19 protein-coding genes are annotated in these 23,760 nt (G+C 70.9%); 13 read left to right on the top strand and 6 right to left on the bottom strand.

The window, feature by feature from the left end; translation table 11 throughout:
* Positions 1-27: 27 nt before the first annotated feature.
* Together BJ971_RS27430 and BJ971_RS27425 are read right to left on the bottom strand one after the other, a co-directional pair.
* The gene (locus tag BJ971_RS27430; protein WP_184996078.1) at positions 28-1,074 is read right to left on the bottom strand and encodes a hypothetical protein; all 1,047 of its coding nucleotides are present in this window, start codon (positions 1,072-1,074) and stop codon (positions 28-30) included.
* Positions 1,075-1,128: 54 nt separating this feature from the next.
* Entirely contained in the window at positions 1,129-3,996 is a 2,868-nt protein-coding gene (locus tag BJ971_RS27425; protein ID WP_184996077.1) for a fibronectin type III domain-containing protein, read from the bottom strand.
* 317 nt (positions 3,997-4,313) lie between these two features.
* Between BJ971_RS27425 and BJ971_RS27420 the strand changes: the two genes are divergently transcribed.
* From BJ971_RS27420 to BJ971_RS27370, 11 genes are all read left to right on the top strand, one after another.
* Positions 4,314-5,099 carry an ABC transporter ATP-binding protein gene (locus BJ971_RS27420; RefSeq protein ID WP_184996076.1) on the top strand — a complete coding sequence of 262 codons (786 nt, stop codon included), beginning with the start codon at positions 4,314-4,316 and terminating at the stop codon, positions 5,097-5,099.
* Positions 5,100-5,123: 24 nt separating this feature from the next.
* Positions 5,124-6,128 carry an aliphatic sulfonate ABC transporter substrate-binding protein gene (locus BJ971_RS27415; RefSeq protein WP_184996075.1) on the top strand — a complete coding sequence of 335 codons (1,005 nt, stop codon included), beginning with the start codon at positions 5,124-5,126 and terminating at the stop codon, positions 6,126-6,128.
* Entirely contained in the window at positions 6,125-6,961 is an 837-nt protein-coding gene (locus BJ971_RS27410) for an ABC transporter permease (RefSeq protein WP_184996074.1), read from the top strand. Before BJ971_RS27415 ends, BJ971_RS27410 begins: the two co-directional genes overlap by 4 nt.
* A 49-nt stretch (positions 6,962-7,010) precedes the next feature.
* Positions 7,011-8,213 carry a cysteine desulfurase-like protein gene (locus BJ971_RS27405; protein WP_184996073.1) on the top strand — a complete coding sequence of 401 codons (1,203 nt, stop codon included), beginning with the start codon at positions 7,011-7,013 and terminating at the stop codon, positions 8,211-8,213.
* Positions 8,213-9,685, top strand: a complete 1,473-nt coding sequence (locus BJ971_RS27400; protein WP_184996072.1) for a dienelactone hydrolase family protein — start codon at positions 8,213-8,215, stop codon at positions 9,683-9,685. The genes BJ971_RS27405 and BJ971_RS27400 overlap by 1 nt, the downstream gene beginning before the upstream one ends.
* A gap of 133 nt (positions 9,686-9,818) precedes the next feature.
* The gene (locus tag BJ971_RS27395) at positions 9,819-10,655 is read left to right on the top strand and encodes a CPBP family intramembrane glutamic endopeptidase (RefSeq protein WP_184996071.1); all 837 of its coding nucleotides are present in this window, start codon (positions 9,819-9,821) and stop codon (positions 10,653-10,655) included.
* Positions 10,652-11,806, top strand: coding sequence for a sensor histidine kinase (locus BJ971_RS27390; protein WP_184996070.1), 1,155 nt, complete (start codon positions 10,652-10,654; stop codon positions 11,804-11,806). The genes BJ971_RS27395 and BJ971_RS27390 overlap by 4 nt, the downstream gene beginning before the upstream one ends.
* Positions 11,803-12,462, top strand: coding sequence for a response regulator (locus BJ971_RS27385; RefSeq protein ID WP_184996069.1), 660 nt, complete (start codon positions 11,803-11,805; stop codon positions 12,460-12,462). Before BJ971_RS27390 ends, BJ971_RS27385 begins: the two co-directional genes overlap by 4 nt.
* Before the next feature lie 260 nt (positions 12,463-12,722).
* A complete protein-coding gene (locus tag BJ971_RS27380; RefSeq protein WP_184996068.1) occupies positions 12,723-13,403 on the top strand; it encodes a serine/threonine kinase C-terminal domain-containing protein in 681 nt (226 codons plus the stop codon).
* Between the two features lie 46 nt (positions 13,404-13,449).
* Positions 13,450-16,203, top strand: a complete 2,754-nt coding sequence (locus tag BJ971_RS27375) for an AAA domain-containing protein (protein WP_184996067.1) — start codon at positions 13,450-13,452, stop codon at positions 16,201-16,203.
* On the top strand, positions 16,200-17,198 hold the full coding sequence (locus tag BJ971_RS27370; RefSeq protein WP_311772793.1) for a helix-turn-helix domain-containing protein: 999 nt from the start codon (positions 16,200-16,202) through the stop codon (positions 17,196-17,198). The genes BJ971_RS27375 and BJ971_RS27370 overlap by 4 nt, the downstream gene beginning before the upstream one ends.
* Positions 17,199-17,243: 45 nt before the next feature.
* Here BJ971_RS27370 and BJ971_RS27365 read toward each other — a convergent pair whose 3' ends face one another.
* Complete coding sequence (locus BJ971_RS27365) at positions 17,244-17,450, bottom strand: DUF397 domain-containing protein (protein ID WP_184996065.1); 207 nt, start codon at positions 17,448-17,450, stop codon at positions 17,244-17,246.
* Between the two features lie 319 nt (positions 17,451-17,769).
* Between BJ971_RS27365 and BJ971_RS27360 the strand changes: the two genes are divergently transcribed.
* Positions 17,770-18,726, top strand: coding sequence for a GGDEF domain-containing protein (locus tag BJ971_RS27360; RefSeq protein ID WP_184996064.1), 957 nt, complete (start codon positions 17,770-17,772; stop codon positions 18,724-18,726).
* Positions 18,727-18,768: 42 nt separating this feature from the next.
* Here the strand turns inward: BJ971_RS27360 and BJ971_RS27355 are convergent, their stop codons facing one another.
* Together BJ971_RS27355 and BJ971_RS27350 are read right to left on the bottom strand one after the other, a co-directional pair.
* On the bottom strand, positions 18,769-19,647 hold the full coding sequence (locus tag BJ971_RS27355) for an NADP-dependent oxidoreductase (protein ID WP_239087434.1): 879 nt from the start codon (positions 19,645-19,647) through the stop codon (positions 18,769-18,771).
* A 124-nt stretch (positions 19,648-19,771) separates the two neighbouring features.
* On the bottom strand, positions 19,772-21,325 hold the full coding sequence (locus BJ971_RS27350; RefSeq protein ID WP_184996062.1) for a pectate lyase family protein: 1,554 nt from the start codon (positions 21,323-21,325) through the stop codon (positions 19,772-19,774).
* Between the two features lie 334 nt (positions 21,326-21,659).
* On the opposite strand from BJ971_RS27350, the gene BJ971_RS27345 reads away from it, so the two are divergent.
* A complete protein-coding gene (locus tag BJ971_RS27345; RefSeq protein WP_184996061.1) occupies positions 21,660-22,109 on the top strand; it encodes an SMI1/KNR4 family protein in 450 nt (149 codons plus the stop codon).
* Positions 22,110-22,244: 135 nt separating this feature from the next.
* On the opposite strand, the gene BJ971_RS27340 is transcribed toward BJ971_RS27345, so the two are convergent.
* The gene (locus BJ971_RS27340) at positions 22,245-23,564 is read right to left on the bottom strand and encodes a PGAP1-like alpha/beta domain-containing protein (protein ID WP_184996060.1); all 1,320 of its coding nucleotides are present in this window, start codon (positions 23,562-23,564) and stop codon (positions 22,245-22,247) included.
* Between the last annotated feature and the right edge of the window lie 196 nt (positions 23,565-23,760).

Below are 23,760 nucleotides of genomic sequence, written 5' to 3'. Positions count from 1 at the left end.
GGGCGGTCCGCACGCAGGCGTTCGGGGTCAGGTCGAGTCCGGTAGGTCCAGGCCCAGCAGCTCTGCCAGCTGCCGCTGGCCCTCCGGGGTCAGCCCCATGCCCATTTCCGCGGGAAACAGGGCGCGGATCGCCTCCGGCGCCGATTCGTCCGGCGGTTCCGTTGTCAGCCAGCCATGCCGCATCGCCTGGGATACGAACTCGGTCAGCGCCGACACCTGATCCGGGCCGGGCGGCGGCAGCGGGCCTGGACCGATCGGCAGGTCGGTCACGCGGCCGGCGCGAGCCTCCGCGGCATCCGCGAAGACGACCCGGGTCAGCCGCGCCGCGGACGTGCGTCGTGGCAGTCCGTCAGGCAGTACGGGCGTGAGAGACCGGAACACCCTCCGGGCCGCGTCCTGGGTCCAGCCGTTGATCGTCTGGGTGGCACGGAGCAGAAGGCCGCCCCCGGCGATCGGGGCGATCTCGGTGAACGCGCCCGCGACCGGGTCGATCCGATCAGCGAGTTCGGCCGGGCATATCGTCGCCCACTCGTAGCCGCGGAGCGCGGCGCGAGCCGCGCCGGCGGAGTCCGCGGCCGAGCGGCCCAGGGCGATGTCGAGTCCGGTGCGCGGCGGGGAGCCACGACCGACGGTCAACTCGCCGTAGCCGGCGTCGACTCCGGCCGCACCGTCGCGGAGGACGTCGAGCACCGCCTCGACGACCTCGTCGAGGCGGCCACGATCGGCGCCGAGACCGGCATAGACCTGTAGAAAGGCCTGCTCACCGTCGGCGAATCGATGGGTCTCACAGCCGAGAGCCGCGATGATGCCCGCGCCGGACGGGTCATCGCGTTCCACGCGTGCCAGCGGCCGCGCGGCGGTCGGCTCCTCCTCGATGTACGGAGCCGGCGCCTCAGGGCCGAACAACGGAACCAACCGCTGATCGACGAGGGCACGCCAGCCGCGCCAGGCGGACTCGATCCGGTCATCCCGCCACGCATGATCCAGATAGACGCGGGCGTACACGGCCGGCGGTTCCGGCTCGTCGTCTCGCACCCAGAACGGGAGCACCGTGTCCTCGAGGTCGTCCGTCACCCGCAATCTCCTCAGCTGCGCCGGCCGGTGCCGGGCCAGTCTAGGAGGAGGGGATCAGTCCGCCGGGCGGCGGCGACGCCAGAAGTACACCGCCGCGGCCGCCAGGATCACGGCCGTCACCCCCGCTGCCGCAGCCGCGGAGTGCCGGCGTGACTGGCCGACCCATTCGCTGAGCTTGGCCGCCGGCGATCCCGCGGCGGCGGACCAGGAGACGACCGAGTCGGCGGCCTCCTCGGGGCCGGGCATATGAGGCATGGGCGGATCCGGCTCGCCGCCGGTCGGCGTTACCGGGGCCGAGGGTGCCGAGGGTGCCGACAGCCCCACCCGGTTCTCCGCGATGACCGTGAAGCGGTAGGTCGTGCCGTTCTTGAGACCGCGGACGACGGCCTCCCGCACACCCGGCCGGGTCACCCGGGCCGACGCGTCGGATCCCTTCGCCACCACCGTGTAGGCGACGATCGGTGCGCCACCGTCGGTGCCCGGCGCGGTCCAGGCGACCTTGGCGAACCCGTCTCCGGCCGCCGCGACCACGGTCCAGGGCGCGCCGGGCGGCCTGGGTGGTGCTGTGGGAACGACCGGCTGGGTCTCGTCGCTCTGCGCGGAGCGGCCGGCCTTGTTGACCGCGAACACGGTGAATCGGTAGGCGGTACCCGCGGCGAGGTCGGAGAAGGTGGCCTGCCGCGTGGTGGGTGCCACCGTCATGCTCCGGCCGGACGGCCGCATGATCACGACGTAGCCGGTGAGCGGGCTGCCCCCGTCGGAGGTCGGCGCCTTCCACGACACCGCGGCGGAGTTCGTGCCGGCGACGGCCACCGGCTTGGCCGGCTGGGTCGGTACGGTGCCCGTGGGGCCCAGGATGGTGACGGCGGCGCTGGGTGCGCTGGCGGGGGAGCTGCCTGCCGCGTTCTTCGCGGTGACCGTGAAGCGGTAGCTCTTGCCGGGAGCCAGGCCGTCCACCCGGGCGGAGGCCAGCGCGCCGTCGACGGTGACGCGGTGCGGGTCGTTCTGCGCGCTGACCGTGTACGACGTGATGGCCGCTCCGCCATCGTTCGACGGCGTCGACCAGGTGACGGTGGCGGACCTGTTCCCCGGTTGGACGTCGACGTCGCTCGGCGCCGTCGGGGCCTTCGCCGTCGACTGGCCGGCATCCTTCGTCGGGGTGGTCACGGGGCTCTCATTGGTGGGTGCCGAGTCGCCGACCTCGTTGATCGCGACCACCTGGAAGGTGTAATCGGCGTCGTTGATCAGGCTGTCGACCTGTACCCGCGTCCGGTCGACGCCGACCGAGGCCACCAGCCCGCCGGGGTTGGCGTACACCGCGTACCCGGTGATCGGCAGGCCGCCGTCCACGTTGGGCGCGGCCCAGGAGACCGTGGCCGAGCCGTTGCCTGGCACGGTCCGCAGGTGCCGGGGCGGGCCGGGCGTCGAGACAGGCGGCAGCTGGTGGTTTGCCGGCAGCGCCGTCCATCCCGCCGGGACGGGGTCATGGGACGTGGAATGCGTGTGGCCGCCGCCCGAGGGTCCGGTGACGGCGTTGGACAGGACGCTCGGGTTGCCCCAGCCGTCCGGGTTCCGCGCCTCGACCGAGACGCGCAGGCTCCAGCCGGGCACGCCGTGCATGTCGAAGTCCACGCTCGTGCTGGTTGCCGCAACGGTGCGCTGTGCGATCGGCATCATCTCGGTGGGGTGCCCGGGCTCGGCACCGAAAACGCTGACCCGGTACAGGTCCACGGCTCCGGCCGTGCCGGGCCGGGCCGGCGGGAGCCAGGCCGTCGTCATCGTCTCGCCGGCCGCGCTCGGGGCCACTCCCGCCGGCGGGAACGGCAGGTTGCTGTGGTTGCCCGGGATGGGCTGCCCGACCGGTACCGGCTTCGCCGCGGTCGTGGGCACCGGTACGGCCGGAGTGCCCGGCGTACGACGGCACGACTCGCGTCCGGTGTCGGTGAACCGTCCGGTGGTGGTGCGGAACTCCCAGGCGTACCCGGACGGGTTCAGCTTCAGGAACAGCACACCGAACTCCTTGTCGGTGCCCGTCTCGAAACCGGCGTGGCGCATCGGGTCCAGCGCGTAGAAGCGGTGGTGGTTGATGCCGCCGCTGCCGACGATGAAGAACCGGTAGCCGTTGTCGGCGTCGACGGTGCTCTCCGGGGTGATCCGCGCCCACCGCTGATAGTTGTGGTCGTGGGCGTTGACGATCACGTCCACCCCGGCGTCATGCAGCAGGTGCGCCATCTTCGGCATGGTGACGTTTTCGCCGAACTGGCCCACCGACTGGATGGGGTGGTGCCAGTAGGCCAGCTGGCACTGCTCAGGTGACTGGCCGGCGAGTTCTTTCTTCAGCCACTCGTAGTTGTCGCCCCCGGGCGAGCATGACGAGCTGCTGCAGGAGGAGCTGAGCGCGTAGATCTTCCAGCCGCCGACCTCGAAGCTGTAGTTGCTCTTGCGCTCGGGGTGTGCGCGCTCGCCCCAGTATCGGAAGTAGTCGGGGGCTCCCGCGATCGAGTACTCATGGCTGCCCGGCACCGGGTGCGTCTTGGCCTTCAGCCGGCCCCAGGTGGGGTCGTACGAGGCCTGGAGGTCGGCCCACTCGCCGTGCTCGTACTGGAGGTCGCCGACCGCCAGCACCGAGTCGACGGCGTCTCCGGCGGCGAGGATGAGGTCCGAGGTCCGCTCCATGGCGCATCCGCCGGCGGAGCCCTTGCGGTGGTTGTAGGCCGGGCTCTGCGGCGAGCATGCGAGGTTACCGGCGACGGCGACGAGGGAGCCCGGCTGGTCCAGCATCGGCACCGGGGGATTCGCGGTCGCCGACGCGGATGCCGCCTCGCCCGGTCGGGAACCACCCATCACCGCCAGCGCTCCGAGCAGAAGCAGAAAGGCGAGGATGCCGAGTCGGGCACGAATGCGGTAATCGTCGTGCGACATCGGTCTCACTCACCTCGTCGTGGCAGCCGTCACCCTGACTGTCGGCAGATGCGAGGCCACCTGAACCACCCGCGCGCGATTGAGATCTACGCGACCCTCAGCAGCGGATCTGATCCCGGTGATCAAGTAGCTATGACCAGGACAGATGAGGTTTCGGCACGCGCCAGGCCAACCGCGACGAGGACGAACGAATCATCACCGCGGCCGGAGCCGCCGCTGCGACCGGCGGCAAGCAGGGCGGGGGAGCGCGCGGTCCCGGCCGCCTGTGGGCACGAGGACCTAGTAAACATATAGGAATGATAGTTAGAGTGTGATCTATGCAGGAGCAGGCGGGTCTCGAACTCTCCGGGGTGGGCAAGGTCTTCACCGCGGACGGCCGGCGCCGGACGGTGCTGACCGGCATCGACCTGACCGTGGCGCCCGGTGAGGTGGTCGCGCTCCTCGGCCCGTCCGGATGTGGCAAATCCACCGTGCTGCGGCTGGCCGGCGGCCTGGATACTCCCACCTCGGGAACCGTCTCGGTCGACGGGCGGCCGGTGCGTGGCATCGAACCCCGCTGTGCGGTCGTCTTCCAGGAACCACGCCTACTGCCCTGGCGCACCCTGCACTGCAATGTCGCCTACGGCCTCCCGCGCGGCGTCACCGGGGTCAAGGCGCGGCAGGAGGTCGAACGCTGGCTCACCGTTGTCGGTCTCAGCGCCTTCGCGCAGCACCGGCCGCGGCAGCTGTCCGGCGGCATGGCGCAGCGGGCCGCGCTCGCCAGAGCGCTCGCACGCCGGCCGGGGGTGCTGCTGCTGGACGAGCCGTTCGCGGCACTCGACGCGCTGACCCGGCTGCGCATGCAGGATCTGCTCGCCGATGTTCAGCGGGCCGCCGGTACCACCGTGCTGCTGGTCACCCACGACGTGGACGAGGCGCTGCACCTCGCCGACCGGATCGTCCTGCTCGGCGCCGGCGATTCGACCCCGGACGGCGCTGCCACGATCCGGCTGGTCCTGCCGATCCCCGGTGTACGACCGCGTGACCGTGGTGACGCGACCCTGGCCGAGTTGCGCGCTGGGCTGCTGGCCGAGCTCGGCGTGGGAACCCCCGCGCACTCCTGAGAACAAACATGGAAGGAATCGGATATGAGAATCGCGCGTACCGTGCTCGTCGCGGCCCTGGCGGCCATCCTGCCTGCCGGATGCGTCTCGGGTGAGGACACGCCGGCCGCCGCTCCCGCCGGCGGTGCGGCGGTGACACTGCGGCTGGACTACGCCTACTACAACCCGGCCAGCCTGGTCCTGCGTCAGCAGAAATGGCTGGAGACCGGGCTGGCATCGCAGGGCGTGACCGTGAGCTGGCAGCTCTCCGCCGGCAGCAACAAGGCCAACGAGGGCCTGCGCGCTGACGCGCTCGACGTCGGCTCCACCGCCGGTGCGGCCGCGCTGGTGGCCCGCGCCAACGGGACGCCGATCAAGACCATCGGCGTGTTCAGCCAGCCGGAGTGGGCGGCGATCGTGGTACCGAAGGGCTCCTCGATCACGACGGTGGCCGGGCTGCGCGGAAAGAAGATCGCGGCGACCAAGGGTACGGACCCGTACTTCTTCCTCCTGCGCGCACTGGACGAGGCCGGGCTGTCGCCGAACGACATCACGGTGGTCAACCTGCAGCACGCCGACGGCAGGACCGCGCTGGAACGCGGCCAGGTCGATGCCTGGGCCGGGCTGGACCCGCTGATGGCGCAGAGCGAAGTCGACGCCGGATCAAAGCTGATCTACCGCAACGTGGCCTTCAACTCCTATGGCGTGCTGAACGCACGCGAGTCGTTCCTGGCCGCCCACCCCGACCTCGCTCAAGCCGTGGTGAACGCCTACGAGCGGGCCCGACAGTGGATCAAGGACAACCAGGATGGCGCGGTGGAACTCTATTCCCGCGAGGCGAAGATCTCGCCGCAGGTGGCGACGCTCGTCCTGACCTCACGCACCAGCCTCGATGTCGACCCGGTGCCGGGCGCCGCGCAGCGCGCCGTCTTCGAGAAGATCCTTCCGGTCCTGATCGCGGACGCCAACGTCAAGAGCGAGAGCGCGGCCCGCGCGGCGCTGGACACGCTGCTGGAACCGAAGTTCGCCAACGCCCGGAGCACCACGTGAGCCTTGCCCCCGCGCGGACCGACGCCGTCGCGTCACCCGGACCGCCGCCGGCCGGCGGTGACCGCAGGCTCGGCGACATCGTGCGCGGGGCTCGGAGCCGTGCCGTCGGCATCGTGCTCCCGCTCATTCTGCTGGGCGGCTGGCAGTTGCTGGCGTCCTCCGGGATCTACTCCGCGGCCCAGTTGCCGCCACCGGGCGAAGTGGCGACGGCCTTCGCCGAGCTGGCCGGCCGCGGCGAGCTCTGGCACCACCTCGCGATCAGCACCCAACGGGTTCTGATCGGCTTCGCCGTCGGTGCCGGGTCGGGCCTGCTGCTCGGCGGCCTGGTCGGGCTTTCCCGTACGGCGAGCGCTGTGCTGTCGCCCACCGTGCAGGCGATCCGGGCGGTGCCGTCGCTGGCTTGGGTGCCCCTGCTGCTGCTCTGGCTCGGCATCGGCGAGACACCCAAGATCGTGCTGGTGGCGATCGGCGCGTTCTTCCCGGTCTACACGACGGTGGCCGCGGCGCTCGCGCACGTCGATCCGCACCTGATCGAGGTAGGTCGGGCGTACGGGCGATCCGGCGTCAGGCTGCTCGTCACCGTCCTGTTTCCCGCCGCGACCCCCGCTATCCTCTCGGGGTTGCGGCTGGGCCTGGCGCAGGGGTGGCTGTTCCTGGTCGCCGCGGAGCTGATCGCGTCCTCGATGGGCCTCGGCTTCCTGCTGATCGACAGTCAGAACACCGGGCGCACCGACGTGATGCTGCTGGCGATCATCCTGCTCGCGCTGCTCGGCAAACTCAGCGACACGTTGCTCGGCCTGGGAGAGCGGCGCCTGCCGGTGGTGCGGCGTTGAGGCTCGCATGCCGGTCACCCGGGCCGGCCCAGGGCTTAATCTTGCGCTCATGGCCATCGACCTGACCGCCCTGAGGGCGCATTTCCCCGCCCTCGACCACGGCCTCGCCTTCTTCGACGGCCCGGGTGGGACGCAGACCCCGCGCCCGGTCGCCGACGCCATCGTCGCGACACTGACCGGCCCCCTGTCCAACCGCGGAGCGGTCAGCACCTCCGAGCTCAACGCGGAACATGCCGTCACGAGGTTCCGGGCCGCCTACGCCGACCTGCTCAACGTGCCCGCCGCCGGCGTCGTACACGGCCGCAGCGCGACCCAGCTGACGTACGACTTCTCCCGCCACCTGGCGAAGAACTGGCAGGCCGGCGACGAGATCGTCCTCAGCCGTCTGGATCACGACTGCAACGTACGCCCCTGGATCCAAGCGGCCGAGCGCACGAGCGTGACCGTGCGCTGGATCGAGATCGACACCAAAACCACGGAGCTGGACCTCGATGCGTACGCGCGGGTGCTCTCCCCCCGGACGCGGCTGGTCGCGGTCACGGCCGCCTCGAACGTGTTGGGCACCAAGCCGCCGGTCCGCCGGATCGCCGACCTGGCGCACGAGTGCGGTGCCCTGGTGTTCGTCGACGGCGTGCACTACGCCGCACACGACCTGGTGGATGTGCCCGCGATGGGCGCGGACCTGTTCGTCTGCTCGCCCTACAAGTTCCTCGGGCCGCATTGCGGTGTGCTCGCGGCGGCGCCGGAGCTCCTGGAGACCATCCAGCCGGACAAGTTGCTCCCCTCCACCAACGCCGTGCCGGAGCGCTTCGAGTACGGCACCCTGCCCTACGAGATGCTGGCGGGCGCCGCCGCCGCCGTGGACTTCCTCGCCGCGATGGACCCGGGCACGCAGCCCGGCCGCCGGGAGCGGCTCGCGCACTCGCTGGGCTCCCTGCATGACCACGAACGGGTGCTGCGCGCGAGGCTTGAGGAGGGCCTGCGAACTCTCGGTGACGCCGTCACCCTGCATTCCAAGGCCGCCGACCGCACCCCGACGCTGCTGATGACCCTCGACGGTCGCGATGCCCGCCAGGCCCAACTCCATCTGGCCGCGCGCGACGTCCTGGCCCCCGCCGGGTCCTTCTACGCTCACGAGCCCTTCACCGCATTGGGGCTGCCCGACGCCGCACTGCGGGTCGGCCTGGCGCCCTACAACACCGTCGAGGAAGTGGACCGGTTCCTCGACGGTCTCACCTCCTTCCTCGGCTGATGAGCCTCGTGGGACGTACGCTGCCTCTGCTGCTCGTCCTCGCGGTCGGCGGCGGCTGGCTGGTCCTCGGAGCCGGTCACGAACTGCGGCGGGAGCACGCCGCCTCCGCCGGGGTACCGCTCGAGGAGGTGCATCCGCCGTCGGGCGCGCCCCACCCGGGCGTCGTCGTCGCGCACGGCTACTCCGGATCCGCGAAGCTGATGGCCTCGTTCGGCGACACCCTGGCGGCCCGCGGCTATGTGGTCGTCCTGCTCGACTTCACCGGCCACGGCGCCAACCCGCGACCGCTACCGGACCAGGCCGCAGGCTCGTCCGGCTCCACCTTGGCGCTCCAGCGTGACCTGGACGTGGCGGTGGCGCACCTGCGCTCGCTGCCGGACGTCGACCCGTCGCGCATCGCCCTGGTCGGGCACTCGATGGGCGCGGGCGCCGTCACCCGCTACGCGGCAGCCCACCCCGAGGTGACCGCCACCGTTGCGATCTCCCTGCCGGACTCGTCCGTCGCCTCCGCCGAGGCCCCCGCCCGGCTGCTCACCATGGTGGGCGCCCTCGAGTTCCCCGCCTTCCACTCGGCCGCCGTCGGCGCCGCCGCCCAGCGCGGCGACCGCGCCGTCCGCGTCGTGGGCGGCACGGAACACATCACCATCCTGTACGCACCCGAGACCCACCGGGAGACGGTCGCGTGGCTCGACCGCGCGTTCGGCGTGCCACGCGACGACAGCGCGATCCCGTACCCCGGACGGCGCCTGATCGGTGCGGCGCTGCTGGCGCTGGCGTTCCTGCTCGCCTTCTCCCCGATCGCGGCCGTGCTCGCCGGCTCGGGCGACAGCCCGTGGCCGCGTCTCGCGAGGCCGAAGGCGCCACCGTGGGCGGCGACGATCCGGATCGCGGCGGTGACGGCAGCGGCGACGGTGGCCGGGGCGATCACGGCCCGGTTCCTGCCCACGACCGCGCTGCCGCTGGCGATCGCCGGCTACGTCATCGGATACGCGGCGGTCACCGGGGCGCTGCTTCTCGCGTACGCATCCCGGCGCCCCGCGCCCGGGCCCACGATCAGCCGTCCCCGTCTCCTGCTGGCCGTACCGTATGCGGTGGTCGCGATCGCCGTACCGGTGCACCTGGGATTGACGCACGCCCGGCCGGTCGGTGATCGCTGGTGGCTCCTGCTCATCGTCTGGGCGGCTTTCGCCCTGCTGGCGTACGCCGCCGAACGCGTCGCCGGTGGCGTCGCGCTGCATCTGCTGCTGATCGCGGCGATCTTCGTGATCGTCCTGGCGGCCGCCGCGGTCACCGGGCTGACCAGCGGCTTCGTGATCCTGGTGCTGTTCCCGCTGATCGGCCTGATGCTCTGGCAGACGGTGTGGAGCGCATTCCTCAACCGGTTCGCCGTGTCCCCGTGGGTGATCGCCCTGACCGGTTCCGTCGTCGTGGCCTGGCCGCTGACGGTCACCCTGCCCCTCGCCGGCCACTGAAGCACGCGGGGTGCTTGTCCCCCGTGCGAGCTACGCGCAAGTGTCCACCGCGCGGTGACGATTCCAGGCCGGCGAATCCATAGCTTTCTCTGTAGCCGCGGCGCCCCTGCCGCGGATCCACAGAGGAGTCATCATGCGACTGATCAAGCAGTTTCTGACCGTTGCGGCGGTCGCCTTCGTCGGCGGTCAGGCCGTCGCCGCGGTCCAGGGCAACGCCTGGCTCAGCCTGGCCCTCGGCCTCCTGACCGCCGCACTCGCGGTCCTCGGCTACGCGTGGGTGGTACGGCGTACCGAACACCGCGCGCCCACGGAGGTGGCCCGCGCCGGAGCAGCCGGCCGGATCGTCCGAGGTGCGCTCCTCGGGGTCGCTATGTTCGCCGCCGTCATCGCGAACATCGCCTTCCTCGGCGACTTCCACGTCGACGGCCTGGGCTCGGTGACGGGCGCGGCCGGGCTGATCGGGGTCATGGCCGCCGCGGCGGCGACCGAGGAGCTGCTCTTCCGCGGCGTGCTGTTCCGCGTCATCGAGGAACGCACCGGTACCTGGATCGCGATGCTGCTGACCGGCGTGCTGTTCGGCCTGATGCACCTGCTCAACCCGGACGCCTCCTGGTGGGGTGCGATCGCGATCGCGATCGAGGCCGGTTTCATGCTCGCCGCCTGTTACGCCGCAACCCGCAACCTGTGGGTGCCGATCGGTCTGCACTTCGGCTGGAACTTCGCCGCCGCCGGCATCTTCAGCGCGGTGGTCTCCGGCAACGGCGAGTCGAAGGGGCTGCTGGAGTCCACGACGTCAGGTTCGGCCCTGGTCACCGGCGGCGACTTCGGACCCGAGGGCAGCCTGTACGCGGTCGGTGCCGGTGTGGCGCTGACCCTGGTGTTCCTGTGGCTGGCCCGCCGCCGCGGTAACCTCGTCCCGCGCCGCCGTCGCACCGACGGCGTGCAGCCGACCGTTACAGTTTCCCGGTGATCGACCTCCGGCGGGCCTCGGATCTGTGGCGGCGGAGCCCCGTCACGGTCCGGGATCTCCCGTTGGCCCTCGTGTTCGTCGTCGCGTCGGTGACGCCGGCGCTGGAGAGCCACGGCACGCAGCTCGGTGAACTGCCGAACCGGCCCTTCGACGCGCTGACCGTCATCGTGGTCGGTCTGGAGTGCCTCCCGCTCGCCGTCCGCCGGCGCTGGCCGGCCGTCTGCCTCGCCCTGGTGTCGCTCGGCTTCGTGATCGACCAGCTTCGCGGCTATCACACCGTCGCGGGCGCCGCGCTGGCCGTCGCGTTGCTGAGCGCCGGCGCCTATGTGGAACGTCACCGTCGGCTGGTCCTGCTGCTGGCCTGCACGGCGTACGTGATGCTCGCCCTCGCCCTCGACCGGCTCGGATCGAGCGAGGGTGTTGCCGGGTTCACGACGTTCTTCCTGGTAATGGCCATTGCCTGGGGCGCCGGGTCCTGGCTGCGCCAAACCCGTGCGGCCGAGGCGGAGCGGCGGCTGCGGCTGGCCGAGAGCACCCGCGACGCGGAACGTTCCCGGATCGCCCGCGAGCTGCACGACGTCGTGACCCACCACGTGACGGCGATGGTGATTCAGGCCGAGGCGGCACGGTACCTGACCGCCGCGCCAGACCGGCTCGACCAGACCCTTACCGCGATCACCGACACCGGCCGGCGGGCCATCGCGGACCTGCGGCAGATGCTCGACCTGCTCAACCCGGACCACAGCACCGAGATCCGTACCCCGTCCGTCGGCGAACTCGGCACCCTCGTCGAACAGACCCGGCGCGCGGGCCAGCCGGTGGAGTTCACCGAGGACGGCCGGCCGCAGGAGTCGGCGGGCAGCGCCGAGGTCACGGCCTACCGGGTCGTGCAGGAGGCACTGACGAACGCCCTCAAGTACGACCACGGCGCCCGCACCCTGGTCCACGTCCAGTACGGCCCGAGGGAGATCAGCGTGGAGGTCAACAGCGCGGGCTCGGGGTCACGCACCGCATCCCCCGGCGGGAGCGGGAGAGGCCTCGCCGGGCTCCGCGAGCGGGTCGGGGTGCTCGGCGGCGAGTTCACCGCGGGACCACGCGCGGGTGGCGACTTCGTCGTGCGGGCGCGCATACCCACCGGGCCCACCTCGTGACCGCGCCGGTACGCGTACTGATCTGCGACGACCAGGCACTGATCCGCACCGGGTTCACGACCATCATCGACGCCCAGCCCGACCTCGAGGTGGTGGGCGAGTGCGGGGACGGCCGCACCGCGGTCGACCTCGCCGCCCGGCTGCACCCGGACGTCGTGGTGATGGACGTCCGGATGCCGGTACTCGACGGCATCGCGGCAACCCGCCTGCTCGCCGGCGTCGGCGTCGCCGATCCCGTCAAGGTGCTCGTGGTGACGACGTTCAACCTCGACGAATACGTGTACGAGGCGCTGCGCGCGGGAGCGAGCGGGTTCCTGCTCAAGGACGCACCGCCGGCGCAGCTGCTGCACGGTATCCGTACGGTCGCGACCGGCGCCGCGCTGCTGGCACCAGAGGTGACCCGGCAGCTCGTGGGCAGGCACGCGGCGCGGATCCGTCCCGCCGAGGAAACACCGGCGAACGTCGCGCTGACCCCACGCGAACTGGAGGTCCTTCGCCTGATCGCGAGCGGCCTGTCCAACGGCGAGATCGCCGTCGCGCTGGTGATCAGCCAGGAGACCGTCAAGACGTACGTGTCCCGCATCCTCACCAAGCTCGACCTGCGCGACCGCGTGCAGGCCGTGATCTACGCCTACCGCAACGGCCTGGTCGCCTGAGCGCATCCGTACGTAGGTCGAATCTACGTGTGTACACGGATGCCGGGGCCGGGCCGATCCTGCACGATTCTGACTCGGTCATCGCGTCAGGCGCACCGGCGAAGGGTAGGACAGTGGGACAGCATGAACCGCGGCACCTGGCGGACCGGGTCCGCGTGGGGGTCGTCGGACTTCTCGTGGCCGGGCTCGCAGCTGGTTGCGGGGTGCTTCCATCGCGGGACCGGAACGACGGCGCGGCGGCGCGCGGGCAGGAACCTGCGGTGAGCGGGCCCGCGGACGAGCAGGCCGACACGGCGATGGGAGCGAAGTCCGGCACCTCGGCGGATCAGCCGGAGGCCGGCGACGATACCGGTGCCGGAACCGCCTCGAGCGGGCCGGCTCCGTCCGCCGCGGATCTACCGTCCGACGGGCTGGGCGCGGGACATGTCGGACGCCAGGGCGTGGTCGAGGTCCCTGCCGAGGACGCCGAAGCGCCTGGCCAGGACCTGCCGGACAACTACTCGTCCGCCAGTAACCCGGTCGGTGGATACGCGGTCGGCGTGCCTGTCGTCTATGAGGCCTACACGGCAGGCCCCACCACGTTCGTCGAGTCGGACGACACCATGATCCAGGCGAACTTCGAGGTGCACAGCTACGAGAGCGTGGACCCCTGGGCTCGGCTGACCCAGGACGAGAAGCTGTTCGCCGAGGAACACGCCGCGGATCAGTACAAGAAGCTGAAGATGAGCAAGCGCTGGACCTATCGCGGCAAGCCCGCCGTCATGTGGGAGTTCACCTGGACACGTAATGGTGATCGCGCACACGGCCGCCAGATAGCCTTCCGGGACGGCCCGAGGACTTACACCGTGCTCTACCGCAGTGCCGACGTCTGGTGGCTGAGCGGAGGCTCGCAATTCTATCCACCCGACTTCGAACAGGCGTTCACTCCCTTGCCCCGGTAGAAGCCGTTCGTGCTGGCAGGTGACCGCGGGCGGTAGTCTCGGCGCGATGCAGCCGCGGACCGTGCTCGCCGTGCTCGCCGAGTTGGCCCCGGCCGCCGCCGAGCGCATTCTCGACGTCACCCGGGGCTCGCAGCCGATGGTGTGGCTGGAGATCGCGGAGAAGGCGCCGCGGGAGAAGACGGTCGAGCGTCTCGCCGCCCTCGACGCCTTGCACCGCGAGGAGCGCATCCTCCACCGGGGCTGGGGCTTCCTGGCCGGCCGCGCCGAGATCGAGGGCAAGCCTCGCAAGATCCGGTTGCCGCTGCTCAGCCAGCCGGTGCGCCTGGAGCGCTCACTGCTCGGCTACCGGGTCGTCCCGGCCGGCGACGTCGAGGTGACCCCGCTGGTCGCCGACCCTGAGCTGGCCGCCGCGTTCGAGGACGCGCCCGGCCTGGCCACACCGGGCTGGCTGGAGGCGATCGGCAGCGGCGCGTGGCTGAGATCGGTCGCCGACGCGACCGGCTTCACCGTCGGCGAGATGATCGGCCCGAAGGGGCGGATCCCGGCGGAGGGCCTGGTCCTGGTCGCGGCTCCGGCGCTCTTCGTGGTCCGGGACGTGTTCGGCGGCGGCCTCGCCGACAGCCTGCGCAGCTGGGCCGGGCGTGACCTCTCGGCGACCGCCCTCGCCGCGGTCTACGGCGAGTCGGGCACCGGCGCCTCTGACACCGGTGCGACCGGAAGCGATCACCTACCGGTCCTGTCGCCGCTGCCGCTGACCGGGCCGCAGGAACGAGTGGTGATCCGGGCCCGATCAGAACCGGTCACGGTGGTCTCCGGACCGCCGGGCAGCGGCAAGAGCCACACGGTGGTCGCGGCCGCGTTGGAGGTGGTCGACCGGGGCGGGTCGGTGCTGGTGGCGACCCAGTCCCCGCACGCCGCCGAGGTCCTCGCGGGCCTGCTGGCCCGCTATCCCGGCTCAACGCCGGTCCTCTTCGGCGACGCGGGCGGCCGGGCCGGGCTGGAGGCCGAACTCGCGGCGGGCGCGGACCAGGGTGTCGAGGCGGGTGTCATCCGTTCCGGTCGGGCGCGGGTCAAGGCCGCACATGCGGCGGTACGGGGGAGAAGTTCCGAGATCGTGTCCGCGCTGGACATCGAGCGGGCCGCCGCCACGCTCCCCGAGCACCAGCCGCGCCTGCCCGAACTCTCCGCCGACGTGCCCGGCGCCTTCACCGACGCTCTCGACCGGATCCGGGCGCTGCTGGCCGTCGAGCCGGGTACGGGGTGGTGGTCCCGGCGCCGTGCCCGTTCGGCCCGGCGCAAAGCGTTCCGGCTGCTCGGCGCGGCTGAGTCCGTACCGGAGGAGATCGTCTCCGAAGCACTCGCCGCGGCCACCGCGCAGCGTGCCGCCGCCCACCTCGCCGCCACCGGCGGCACCGACCTCACCACCCGCTGGGCCGCCCTGCACGACGCCGAGCGTGAGCTGCGGGAATTGGTCGGCCAGGCGATGCGCGACGGCGCGCGCAGCGCGGAGCGCTGGAGCCGCGACGCACGACGCGCGGCCGGCGCCCTGGCCGCGGCGTTGCGGGCCGGCCGTAACCGCCGCCGTGAGCTGCTCGCCCGGATGGAGGCCGCCCCGCTGGTCCGCGCGCTGCCGCTGTGGATCGGCACGGTCGCCGACGTGGAGGATCTGCTCCCGCCCGAGCCCGGCCTCTTCGACCTGGTGGTGATCGACGAGGCATCGCACGTGGACCAGATCCGGGCCGCGCCGGTGCTGGCCCGCGCCCGCCGCGCGCTGATCGTCGGCGACCCGCGGCAGCTGCGGTTCGTCTCGTTCGTCAGCGACGTCGACGTGACCCAGGTGCTCGAGGCGCACGACTGCGACGAGCGTCTCGACGTCCGCCGGGTCAGCACCTACGACCTGGCCACCTCGGCCGCCCCGGTCACCTGGCTGGCCGAGCACCACCGCAGCGTCCCGCATCTGATCGACTTCCCGGCCCGGCGCTTCTACGGCGGCCGGGTCTCGGTGATGACCCGCACCCCGCTCGCCGACGCGACCGACGCCATCGACGTGCTCCACATCCCGGACGCGACCCTGGTCAAGGGCGTCAACAAGGCCGAGGTGGCGGCCGCCCTTGCCACCGTGGAGCGGCTGGCGGCGGCCGGCCACCGGGGGATCGGGGTGATCAGCCCGTTCCGCGCACAGGCCGAGGCCCTGGAGGCGGCCCTGCTCAAGGCGTTGCCCGTGGAGCGCATCGAGGAGCTGCGGCTGCGGGTCGGCACGGTGCACGCGTTCCAGGGCAGCGAGGCGGACGCGGTGGTGGTCTCCCTGGCCCTGCTCGACGGGGACTCACCGAGCCGTCGCCGCTTCGTCACCGACCCGCAGCTGTTCAACGTCATGGTCACCCGGGCCCGCCGCAAGCTGGTCGTGCTCACCTCCCTGACTGGCCCGCCCGGTCTCCTCGGCGACTATCTGCGGCACGCCGAAGTGCCGCGTGAGTTCGGCCCCGGCGCCGAGCCGTCGGGCTGGGCCGCGGACCTGGCCGCCGAGTTGAAGCGGCTCGACGTCGACGTGCGACCGGGATATTCGGTCGGCCCGTGGACCATCGACCTCTGCGTGGGGGACGTCGGTGTCCTCTGCGCCGTGCACCAGGACGGAACCGGCACCCACCTGGAACGCCAGGGCGCCCTGCACCGGGCGGGCTGGCACCTGACCGAAGCCTTCCCGAGCCGCTGGCACGGTGACGTCCGCCGCGCCGCCCTGGAGATCGCGGTTCTGGCCGAAGGGCGGCGCGGTGCCGGACTGGTCAGAAGGGTTCGGTGAACGAGATCGGCTTGCCGGTGGCATTCCTTCTGGTCGAGCGGGAAACCGCGAATACGGGCTCGTCGCCCTCGTACGTTTGGTCAGCAACGACGGGTTGCCTGCTGACAACGCGGTGTTGCGGGTACGGTAGTCGGCGTCACCGTCCACACGGGTTGGCGAGGCGGAGGTTCTGCGTGCCGGTCACAGGCCAACGCGTCGTGCGACGGGCGTTGGGGCGGCGAATGACGCGACTGCGCACCGCGTCCGGTATGAGCCGGCGTGATGTGGCGGAAGCGCGGCTGGGCATCTCGGAGCCGACGCTGCACCGCATCGAGACGGGCAAGGTTCCGGTAACCGGGGCCAACGTGCGCGCGCTCTGCTGGCTCTACGGCGCGGACCAGAGCATCACCGACGCGCTCGCCGAGCTCGCGCTCGGCACGTCGCAGCAGGAGTGGTGGGACGCCAGCCCGGTGATCCCCGAGTGGTTCAAGCTGTACGTCGGGCTGGAGGCGTCCGCGTCCCGCATGTTCGGGTACGACGGCGAGATCATCCCCGGCGAGTTGCAGACCCCGGAGTACGCGCGAGCCGTCTTCGGCGCCGAGCAGCCGGTCGACGCGGAGGCCGCCGAGCGCCACATCAAGCTCCGCATGCAGCGGCAGCAGACGCTGTTCGCCCGCACGCCACCGATCCGCATCGTGACGGTGCTCGGCGAGGGGGCCTTGACCCGGTCGGTCGGCGGCGAACAGGTCTTCAAGGGGCAGATCGATCACCTGCGGCGACTGTCCGGGGAGGACACGGTCGACATCCGGGTGCTGCCGTTCTCGGTCGGGGCGCACGCGGCGATGGCCGGCGCCTTCCGGATCCTGGAGTTCGACGACCCGGAGGACCCCGACGTGGTCTACCTGGAATCCCACGTCGGCGCGCTCTACCTGGAGGAGCAGGCCGAGGTCGATGAGTACCGGCGGATCTTCGACCTCATCAGCAAAGACGCCGTACCGGTCGCGGAGTTCCGGTAGCGATCTCGGCAAGGGCGTGACCGCTCGTCCGGAGGTCTGCCGTGATCAGTCGGTCAGGAGCTGATCGAACTCGCCGCGCTTGGCGCCGAACAGGAACGAGTCCCACTCCTCGATCGTGAACACCACGGCGCCGGCCTCCCGCGCCTTGCTGTTGCGGACCTCGATGAGGCCGTCCTGGCGGCGGGCCTCGACGCAACTGCCGCCGTTGCCTGACGACCTACTGGAAATGATCCAGCCAGTTTCGCGACTCATCAGTGCCCCCTCACGCTGGAGTTGCTTGCTGTAAGTAACCGACTGCCACCGGTCCAGTGGCCAGGTGTGTCACTCAATGTCCGTCTGAAGTGCACGATCAGCAATTCACGTCCATGCGTGACTCTTTCACCACGAAAGTGGCAGGCACCTAGAGTAGCTGAAACGGGCTCCGGATGCATGACGTCATCGTGACAGTTGTCCACGTGAAATCTTGCACGTGTCTCGGGCGACTGTCATGATTCCACTGTGGCGCGAGGCGATCCTTCGTAGTCGACTCGACAGCTCCTGCTGGTCCGCCGCAGTCTTGAGAGGACGGCCGATGCGGATCCTCGATTCTGCCGCCGCCGACATGGGCGGTGTGCCGCCGGATGACGCTCAGCTGCGGACCGAGGCCGAAGCCGCCCGCCTCCAGGCGCGCATCGATCAACTTGCGGCGCACGTCCAGGAGCTGGAGCAGGAGCGCGCCTCACTCCGATGGATGGCCGGCCACGACGAGCTCACCGGACTCGCCAACCGCCGCCTCTTCCACGCGCTCGCCCCGGCGCTGCTGCGCGGCGACGATTCCTCGTCGGCAGTCCTGATCCTCGACCTCAACGGCTTCAAGCCCATCAACGATACGTACGGGCACGATGCCGGCGACGAGGTCCTCTGCGTTGTCGCCCGCCGCATGGCCGCCTGCCTCGGCGACCATCTTGTGGCCCGGTTCGGCGGTGACGAGTTCGCCGCGCTGCCGCGCCTCCCGGGTGCGGACGCCCCGGAAGCGTGGTGGCACGAGGTGGCCGGCTCGCTGAGCGCCGCGATCGCGCCCCCGATGGACGTGCGGGGCAACACCCTGTCCGTGACCGCCTCGATCGGCGTCGTACCGGCCGGGCGCACCGCAGGCCTTCCCGACCTGCTGCGCCGCGCGGACCAGGCGATGTTCAACGCCAAGCGGCACGCGCGCACCACCGACAAGGCCGGTATCACGTGGGTCGTGGCCACCGAGAGCGGCGACCACACCGAGACGTACGAGCCGGCCGCCGCCCCCGCGTCCCCGCCGGACCTGACCGCCTCGGCACCCGCGGTGGCGTGCCGGCCGGGCGATCCGGTATGGGTGCACCGCAACGGCGCCCGCCGTGCGGGAGTGGTCGAGAGCGCCTGCGAATGGGCGGCCCTGGTCCGCTACCGATGCCCGAACGGCGCCGGCACGATGGTCGACACGATGCCCACGAACAGCCTCACGATCCGCGCCGAAGTCGATCCGCACCTGGACCGGGGCTCCTCCACCCATCGGTGATCGCGGCAGGCTGGACCCAGCTGTTCCGGTTCCTGGTGTTGCTCAGCCCACCGTCAGCACGAGCTTTCCGTGCAGGCCGCCGGCCAACACTCGCCGGTGTGCGTCGGCCGCCTCGGTCAACGGCATCGTGGCCGCCACGCGCGTGCGCAGCCGTCCCGCCGCCACCTGCCCCACCAGGTCGGCCAGCAGCTCGCGGTCGAGCCGGATGAGTTGCAGCTCCTGGCGCACGCCACGTGCCGGAACGATGGCCGGCGTGGGCCGGGTGGCGACGACGACCCCCCTGTCCTCGACGGCAGCGGACGCCGCCTCGCCGATGGGTACCGCGTCGAACACCGCTGCGACCGGTCCCACCGAGGCCAGGTCGGTGGAGCGGGAAACCACCTCGTGGGCGCCGAGACCGCGCACCCATTGCTCATCACCGTGGCTTGCCTGTGCCAGGACACGGAAGCCGCCCTGAGCGGCAAGCTGGGCGGCGAAGCCGCCGACACCGCCGCTGGCGCCGGTGACCAGAATGCTGCTGCCGGCCGGAAGCATTGCCAATGACACAAGTGACAGCCCCTGGTGTGCGGTCTGTGCGTTGAGCGGCACCGTGGCCGCGGACACGAAGTCCAGCTCGTCCGGCAGCGGCACCAGCCAGGCCGCGTCGGCGGCAACGAACTCGGCATAGCCGCCGGGTGCACCCCGGGTCAGGTACCACGGAATCATCCCGACGACGCGATCACCCACCCGGAACTCCGCCGTGTCGGGGCCGACCGATGCCACCTCGCCGGCGATGTCCCACCCGGGCAGGAACGGCGGCAACACCGGCCCGCGAGGGATCTCTCCGGTGGTGGCGGCGATGTCAGCCGGGTGCACACAGACCGCGCGGGTGCGGATGACCACCTGCCCGGGCCCCGCCTCGGGCTCGGGCAGTTCGGTCACCTGCAACACCTCAGGACCACCAAGCGCGGCCGCGACTACTCCCAGCATCGGTCCACTATAGACGCCATTCACCGAGCCGCGGCGGGGCCATCGCGTCGACGGTCCCCGCCGCGGGGCTGCTGGATCAGCTCGCGTAGGTCTCGAACTCGGCGACTCTCGGGGTACCGGATGAGCTTGTGATGGTGAAGGTGACCTTCTTCAGCGACGTCGCGGTGAACGAGATGACACCCGCGCCGCTGCCGGTGTTGAGCACGGCGCCGGTGTCGCCGTTGAGGACCTGCCACGACCCGATGGACGAGCCGGATGCCTCACGGATGTTGATCCGGGCCACGGTCGTGGCCGAGCTCCACTTGACCGAGACGGAGCCGGTGGCGCCGTTCGGCGACCAGTAGGTGCTGAGGTTGCCGTCGATGACGTTGCCGTAGCTGGTGCCGCTGGCCTTGCTGGAGCCGTCGGCGCCGGCGCCGATGCTCAGGTTCGTCCCGGACGGCTGGCTCTGGGTGGGCGTCGGGCCGGCGGTGGGGGAGGACGTCGGCGGGCTGGTTGGGGTCGGCCCGGCGGTCGGCGACGTCGGGGTGCAACCGCCGTTGGACACCTGCAGTCCGGTGCCGGCGCCGGCTGTCGCGGTGACCACGCTCGGCACGCAACTGGCGGGGTCGAGGCTGTAGGCGTACGGGATGCTGATGGAGGTGTTGGAGACCGGGTTCGGGCCGGCCGGGTGGTTCTCGGTGCCGGCCGCGGTCCAGGTCACGTTGTCGAAGATGTTGCCGCTGACCTGCCAGGAACCCATCAGGTCGGTGTAGAACGTGCCGAGGACGTCGGCGGAGTTCTTGAAGTAGTTGTTGTCGACCTTGGCTTTGCCGCCGGCCCGGGGGTTGATGCCGGACTTGGCGAGGCCCACGTAGTAGTTGTTGTAGATGTGCGCCGTCGCGCCGCGCAGCAGCGGCGTGCGGGACTCGATGTTCTCGTACAGGTTGTGGTGGAACGTCACCGGGCCGTTGTCGAGATCGCTGTCCGACGACCCGATGAGACCGCCACGGCCAGAGTTGCGCAGCGTGTTGTACGAGACGGTCACGTAGTTCGTGCCGGCCTTCATGTCGACAAGGGCGTCGTAGCCCGCGTCCTCGCCGCCGGAGGCGAACAGCGTGTTGTGGTCGATCCACACGTTGTGGACGCTGGACTCCATGCCGATGGCGTCACCGCCGTTGGACGTGGGCGAGCCGGACTTCTTCACGTTCCTGACGGTCACGTTCTGGATGATGATGTTGCTGGCTTCGCGGATGTGGATGCCCAGCTGGTCGAACACGGCCCCGCCGCCGACCCCGACGATCGTGACATTGCTGATCTGCTTGAGCTCGATCACGCCGTCGGCGGTGTTGCAGCTGCTGCCGGACACCTTTGTCGTGTTGCCGTGGTTGATGGTGCCCTCGACCTGGATGATGATCGGGGTGCTGCTGCTGGCCCGGCCGCACAACGCGGCGTGGATCGCGGTGCCGGTGGTGGCCCGCACCGTCTGCCCGCCGGCGCCACCGGTCGTTCCGCCGTTCTGGGTGGCGTAGCCGGTGACACCACCGGTCGCCGCCGACGCCTGGGTCAACGGCCCCACCACCACGATCGCGGCCCCGACGGCCACCGTGGCCAGTGCCGCCTGGATTCCCCGTGCGACTGGTCGTCTCATAGTCGTCCTACCTCTCGTCGTTCGGATGCCGGTGGGCCGCGCCACGCCGGACTCCGTACGGCATGCGGGCACGCCGCGGCGAGGCCTGCGGGGTGCGCGGCATTGGGGTGGCGGGGCGCATCATTTCGCCGCACCGAGCTGGAGCGGGGCTCCCTGGCCGGGGGTCCGGACTTCGATCGGCATCGACGGATACCACTATAAGGAAAGCGCTTTCCTGGCGGAAGGTAAACGATGTGCAGGTTTGTTGCAGTCCCATGAGCCGGGGCTCCGCTCTGATCGGTGATGATGATGCGACGCGCCGGCGGAGCTGAGACGGTCGTTTGGGAGCTGAGGTATGGATCTTGCGGAGTTTGACGCGCTCGCCGAGGTGCTCCGGCAGAAATCGGCCGCGTCTGAGGCCAGGCACGGCTTCGCCCTCATCGAAGGCCGGACCGCTACCGCCGACGAGATCACCGACATCGAGCGGCGGATGGGAGTGATCCTCCCGTCCAGGTACAAGGCGTTCATGAGGAACTACGGCGGAGGGATGTTCGGGTTCGTTGATCTGCTGCCGGTCATCGCCGAGCCAGGGCACGACGACCTCTTGACCGTGAACGATCGTGAGTTCCCCGATCGCGGCTTCGTCGCCGTCGCTCCGGTCGGCACCGGAGACTACTGGGGTTTCCCGGTGACCGGCGGTCGCTGCCGCGATGAGGTCTGGTTCCGCTTCCACGACGCCGGCGAACCAGAGGTCGTCGCTGACGATTTCCTGGAGTTCGCCGCAAGCCGCGGACTCAGGTCCTGAGTAGAACGGCCGAACCAATGATTCGACCTGAAGTCCGGAACTTCGCCAGCCTTGGAAGGCTCCCTTCCGAGCGTGGCGAACCGACAGCGGCTCTCCAAGAGGCTGTGGAGCGTGCCGAAGCGCTCTAGTGTCGTTTTAATGGTCGTCGATGTTCACCGTTACGCGATGGTCGCTGGATCGCCAGTTCGGGACGCCGGCCACCTCGAACCCGCCGCCTCGCTGGTGGACCGCGATCGACACGACGCCGTGGTGGGCGGGGGTGGCCGGGATGAAGACGTCCATGCCGGTGATGAAGATCTGGCTGAAGAACTCCGGCAGCGGTGCGGTCAGGTCGGTGACGCCGTCGCTGCCGTCGTCGAAGGCGAAGATGCCGATCACCCGCTTGGTGCGGGGCGCGTTCGCCGGGTTCAGGATGTTCCGGCCGTTGATCCACAGGCGGTCTCCGGCGTCGCCCTGATCGCCCCACCACTCCTTCTGGCGGCTGAACACCAGCGCCGTGTGCCGGTCGCTGGTTTCGATGAGCGCTCCGAGTCCCTCGCCCGGACGGCCGGCCAGCAGTCGCACGAAGGAGTCGGACCGTACGAAGGGTGGTAGGTAGAAGTGGTGCGTCGCCGTGCCGGTACGCAGGAGCGCGAATTCGTACCGGACGCTGGGGAACACGGGCAGCGGGCCGAACGATCCGTCGCCGCTCAGCGGGACGACGTGCTGGGGCCGCGGGGACAGGCGCCTGCCGGTGATCCGGCTCACCGGGTAGACCTCGAGCGTCGCGTCGCCGACGCCGGTGTTGGCCGGGAAGATCACGGCGCGGCCCGAGACGCGTGCCGGCCCGCCTCGCTCCGGCACGATTCTCGTCGTGGCCGGGCCGTGGCCGCGAAGGAATCGGAAGATCTCCCGGAAGGACTCTGCCGACGACACCGTCTGCGTGTGCGACTGGTCGGGGAGATACACGTTGGTGCCGCCGGCGATGCTCCGGGCCGGGTCACCCTCACCCCAGATCGCGAGCGTCGGTACGCCGCCCGGGAGCGCGGCCGCGGTCCGGCCGTCCAGGTTGACGTAGTGCGCCACCCGGGCCGCGCGCGCCGGTGAGCTGGTGAGGTAGCCCTGGGCGACGAAGGTACCGAGCGAGTGTCCGACGAGGTCCACCCGGTCGGCCCCGGTCGCCGCTAGCAGGCGGGTGATCCGGGCGTCCAGGCCCGCGTGCACCTGGGTAAGGATCGTCGCGATGTTCGCCGAGTCGTACTCGTGGGCCTCGATGACCTCGATCGGGTATCCGTTGCCGGTGAGACGCTTGGCCTGGGTCTCGAACTGCGCCGCCGAGCCGGCGCTGCCGTGGACGAAGATGACCGGGCGGTAGGACGGTTCGCCGGCGGACGCGACGGCCGGAGCCGGTGCGGCGGCGACGGTGAGGACGGCTGCGGCGGCGAGTGCGAGCAGCCGGCGGCGAGGCGAGGGCATCGGGGACTCCAGATCGACGGAGATGATTGCTGCACGCTAGGTGCAAGTATCACTCATCGGCCGGTGCGGCGCCATGGTGGACCGGGCGCCGGAGCCGCGAACGGTAACGCGGGGCCCGTACAATCGCCGCACCAACTGACGTCCAGAACACCAATTCCCGTCACCCGGGCGCGGTGCACCTGGTGACAGCGCCCAC

Source organism: Amorphoplanes digitatis, assembly GCF_014205335.1.
Classification (GTDB): Bacteria; Actinomycetota; Actinomycetes; order Mycobacteriales; family Micromonosporaceae; genus Actinoplanes; species Actinoplanes digitatus.
This window is presented reverse-complemented; position numbering and strand designations above follow the sequence as displayed.

What these genes read in the sequence shown, in the direction of transcription:
- BJ971_RS27345 (WP_184996061.1), top strand. Translation starts at nt 21,660, where the DNA reads ATGGATCTTGCGGAGTTTGACGCGCTCGCCGAGGTGCTCCGGCAGAAA.
- BJ971_RS27350 (WP_184996062.1), bottom strand. Translation starts at nt 21,325, where the DNA reads ATGAGACGACCAGTCGCACGGGGAATCCAGGCGGCACTGGCCACGGTG.
- BJ971_RS27365 (WP_184996065.1), bottom strand. Translation starts at nt 17,450, where the DNA reads ATGAGTCGCGAAACTGGCTGGATCATTTCCAGTAGGTCGTCAGGCAAC.
- BJ971_RS27420 (WP_184996076.1), top strand. Translation starts at nt 4,314, where the DNA reads ATGCAGGAGCAGGCGGGTCTCGAACTCTCCGGGGTGGGCAAGGTCTTC.
- BJ971_RS27375 (WP_184996067.1), top strand. Translation starts at nt 13,450, where the DNA reads ATGCAGCCGCGGACCGTGCTCGCCGTGCTCGCCGAGTTGGCCCCGGCC.
- BJ971_RS27395 (WP_184996071.1), top strand. Translation starts at nt 9,819, where the DNA reads ATGCGACTGATCAAGCAGTTTCTGACCGTTGCGGCGGTCGCCTTCGTC.
- BJ971_RS27360 (WP_184996064.1), top strand. Translation starts at nt 17,770, where the DNA reads ATGCGGATCCTCGATTCTGCCGCCGCCGACATGGGCGGTGTGCCGCCG.
- BJ971_RS27425 (WP_184996077.1), bottom strand. Translation starts at nt 3,996, where the DNA reads ATGTCGCACGACGATTACCGCATTCGTGCCCGACTCGGCATCCTCGCC.
- BJ971_RS27405 (WP_184996073.1), top strand. Translation starts at nt 7,011, where the DNA reads ATGGCCATCGACCTGACCGCCCTGAGGGCGCATTTCCCCGCCCTCGAC.
- BJ971_RS27415 (WP_184996075.1), top strand. Translation starts at nt 5,124, where the DNA reads ATGAGAATCGCGCGTACCGTGCTCGTCGCGGCCCTGGCGGCCATCCTG.
- BJ971_RS27340 (WP_184996060.1), bottom strand. Translation starts at nt 23,564, where the DNA reads ATGCCCTCGCCTCGCCGCCGGCTGCTCGCACTCGCCGCCGCAGCCGTC.
- BJ971_RS27400 (WP_184996072.1), top strand. Translation starts at nt 8,213, where the DNA reads ATGAGCCTCGTGGGACGTACGCTGCCTCTGCTGCTCGTCCTCGCGGTC.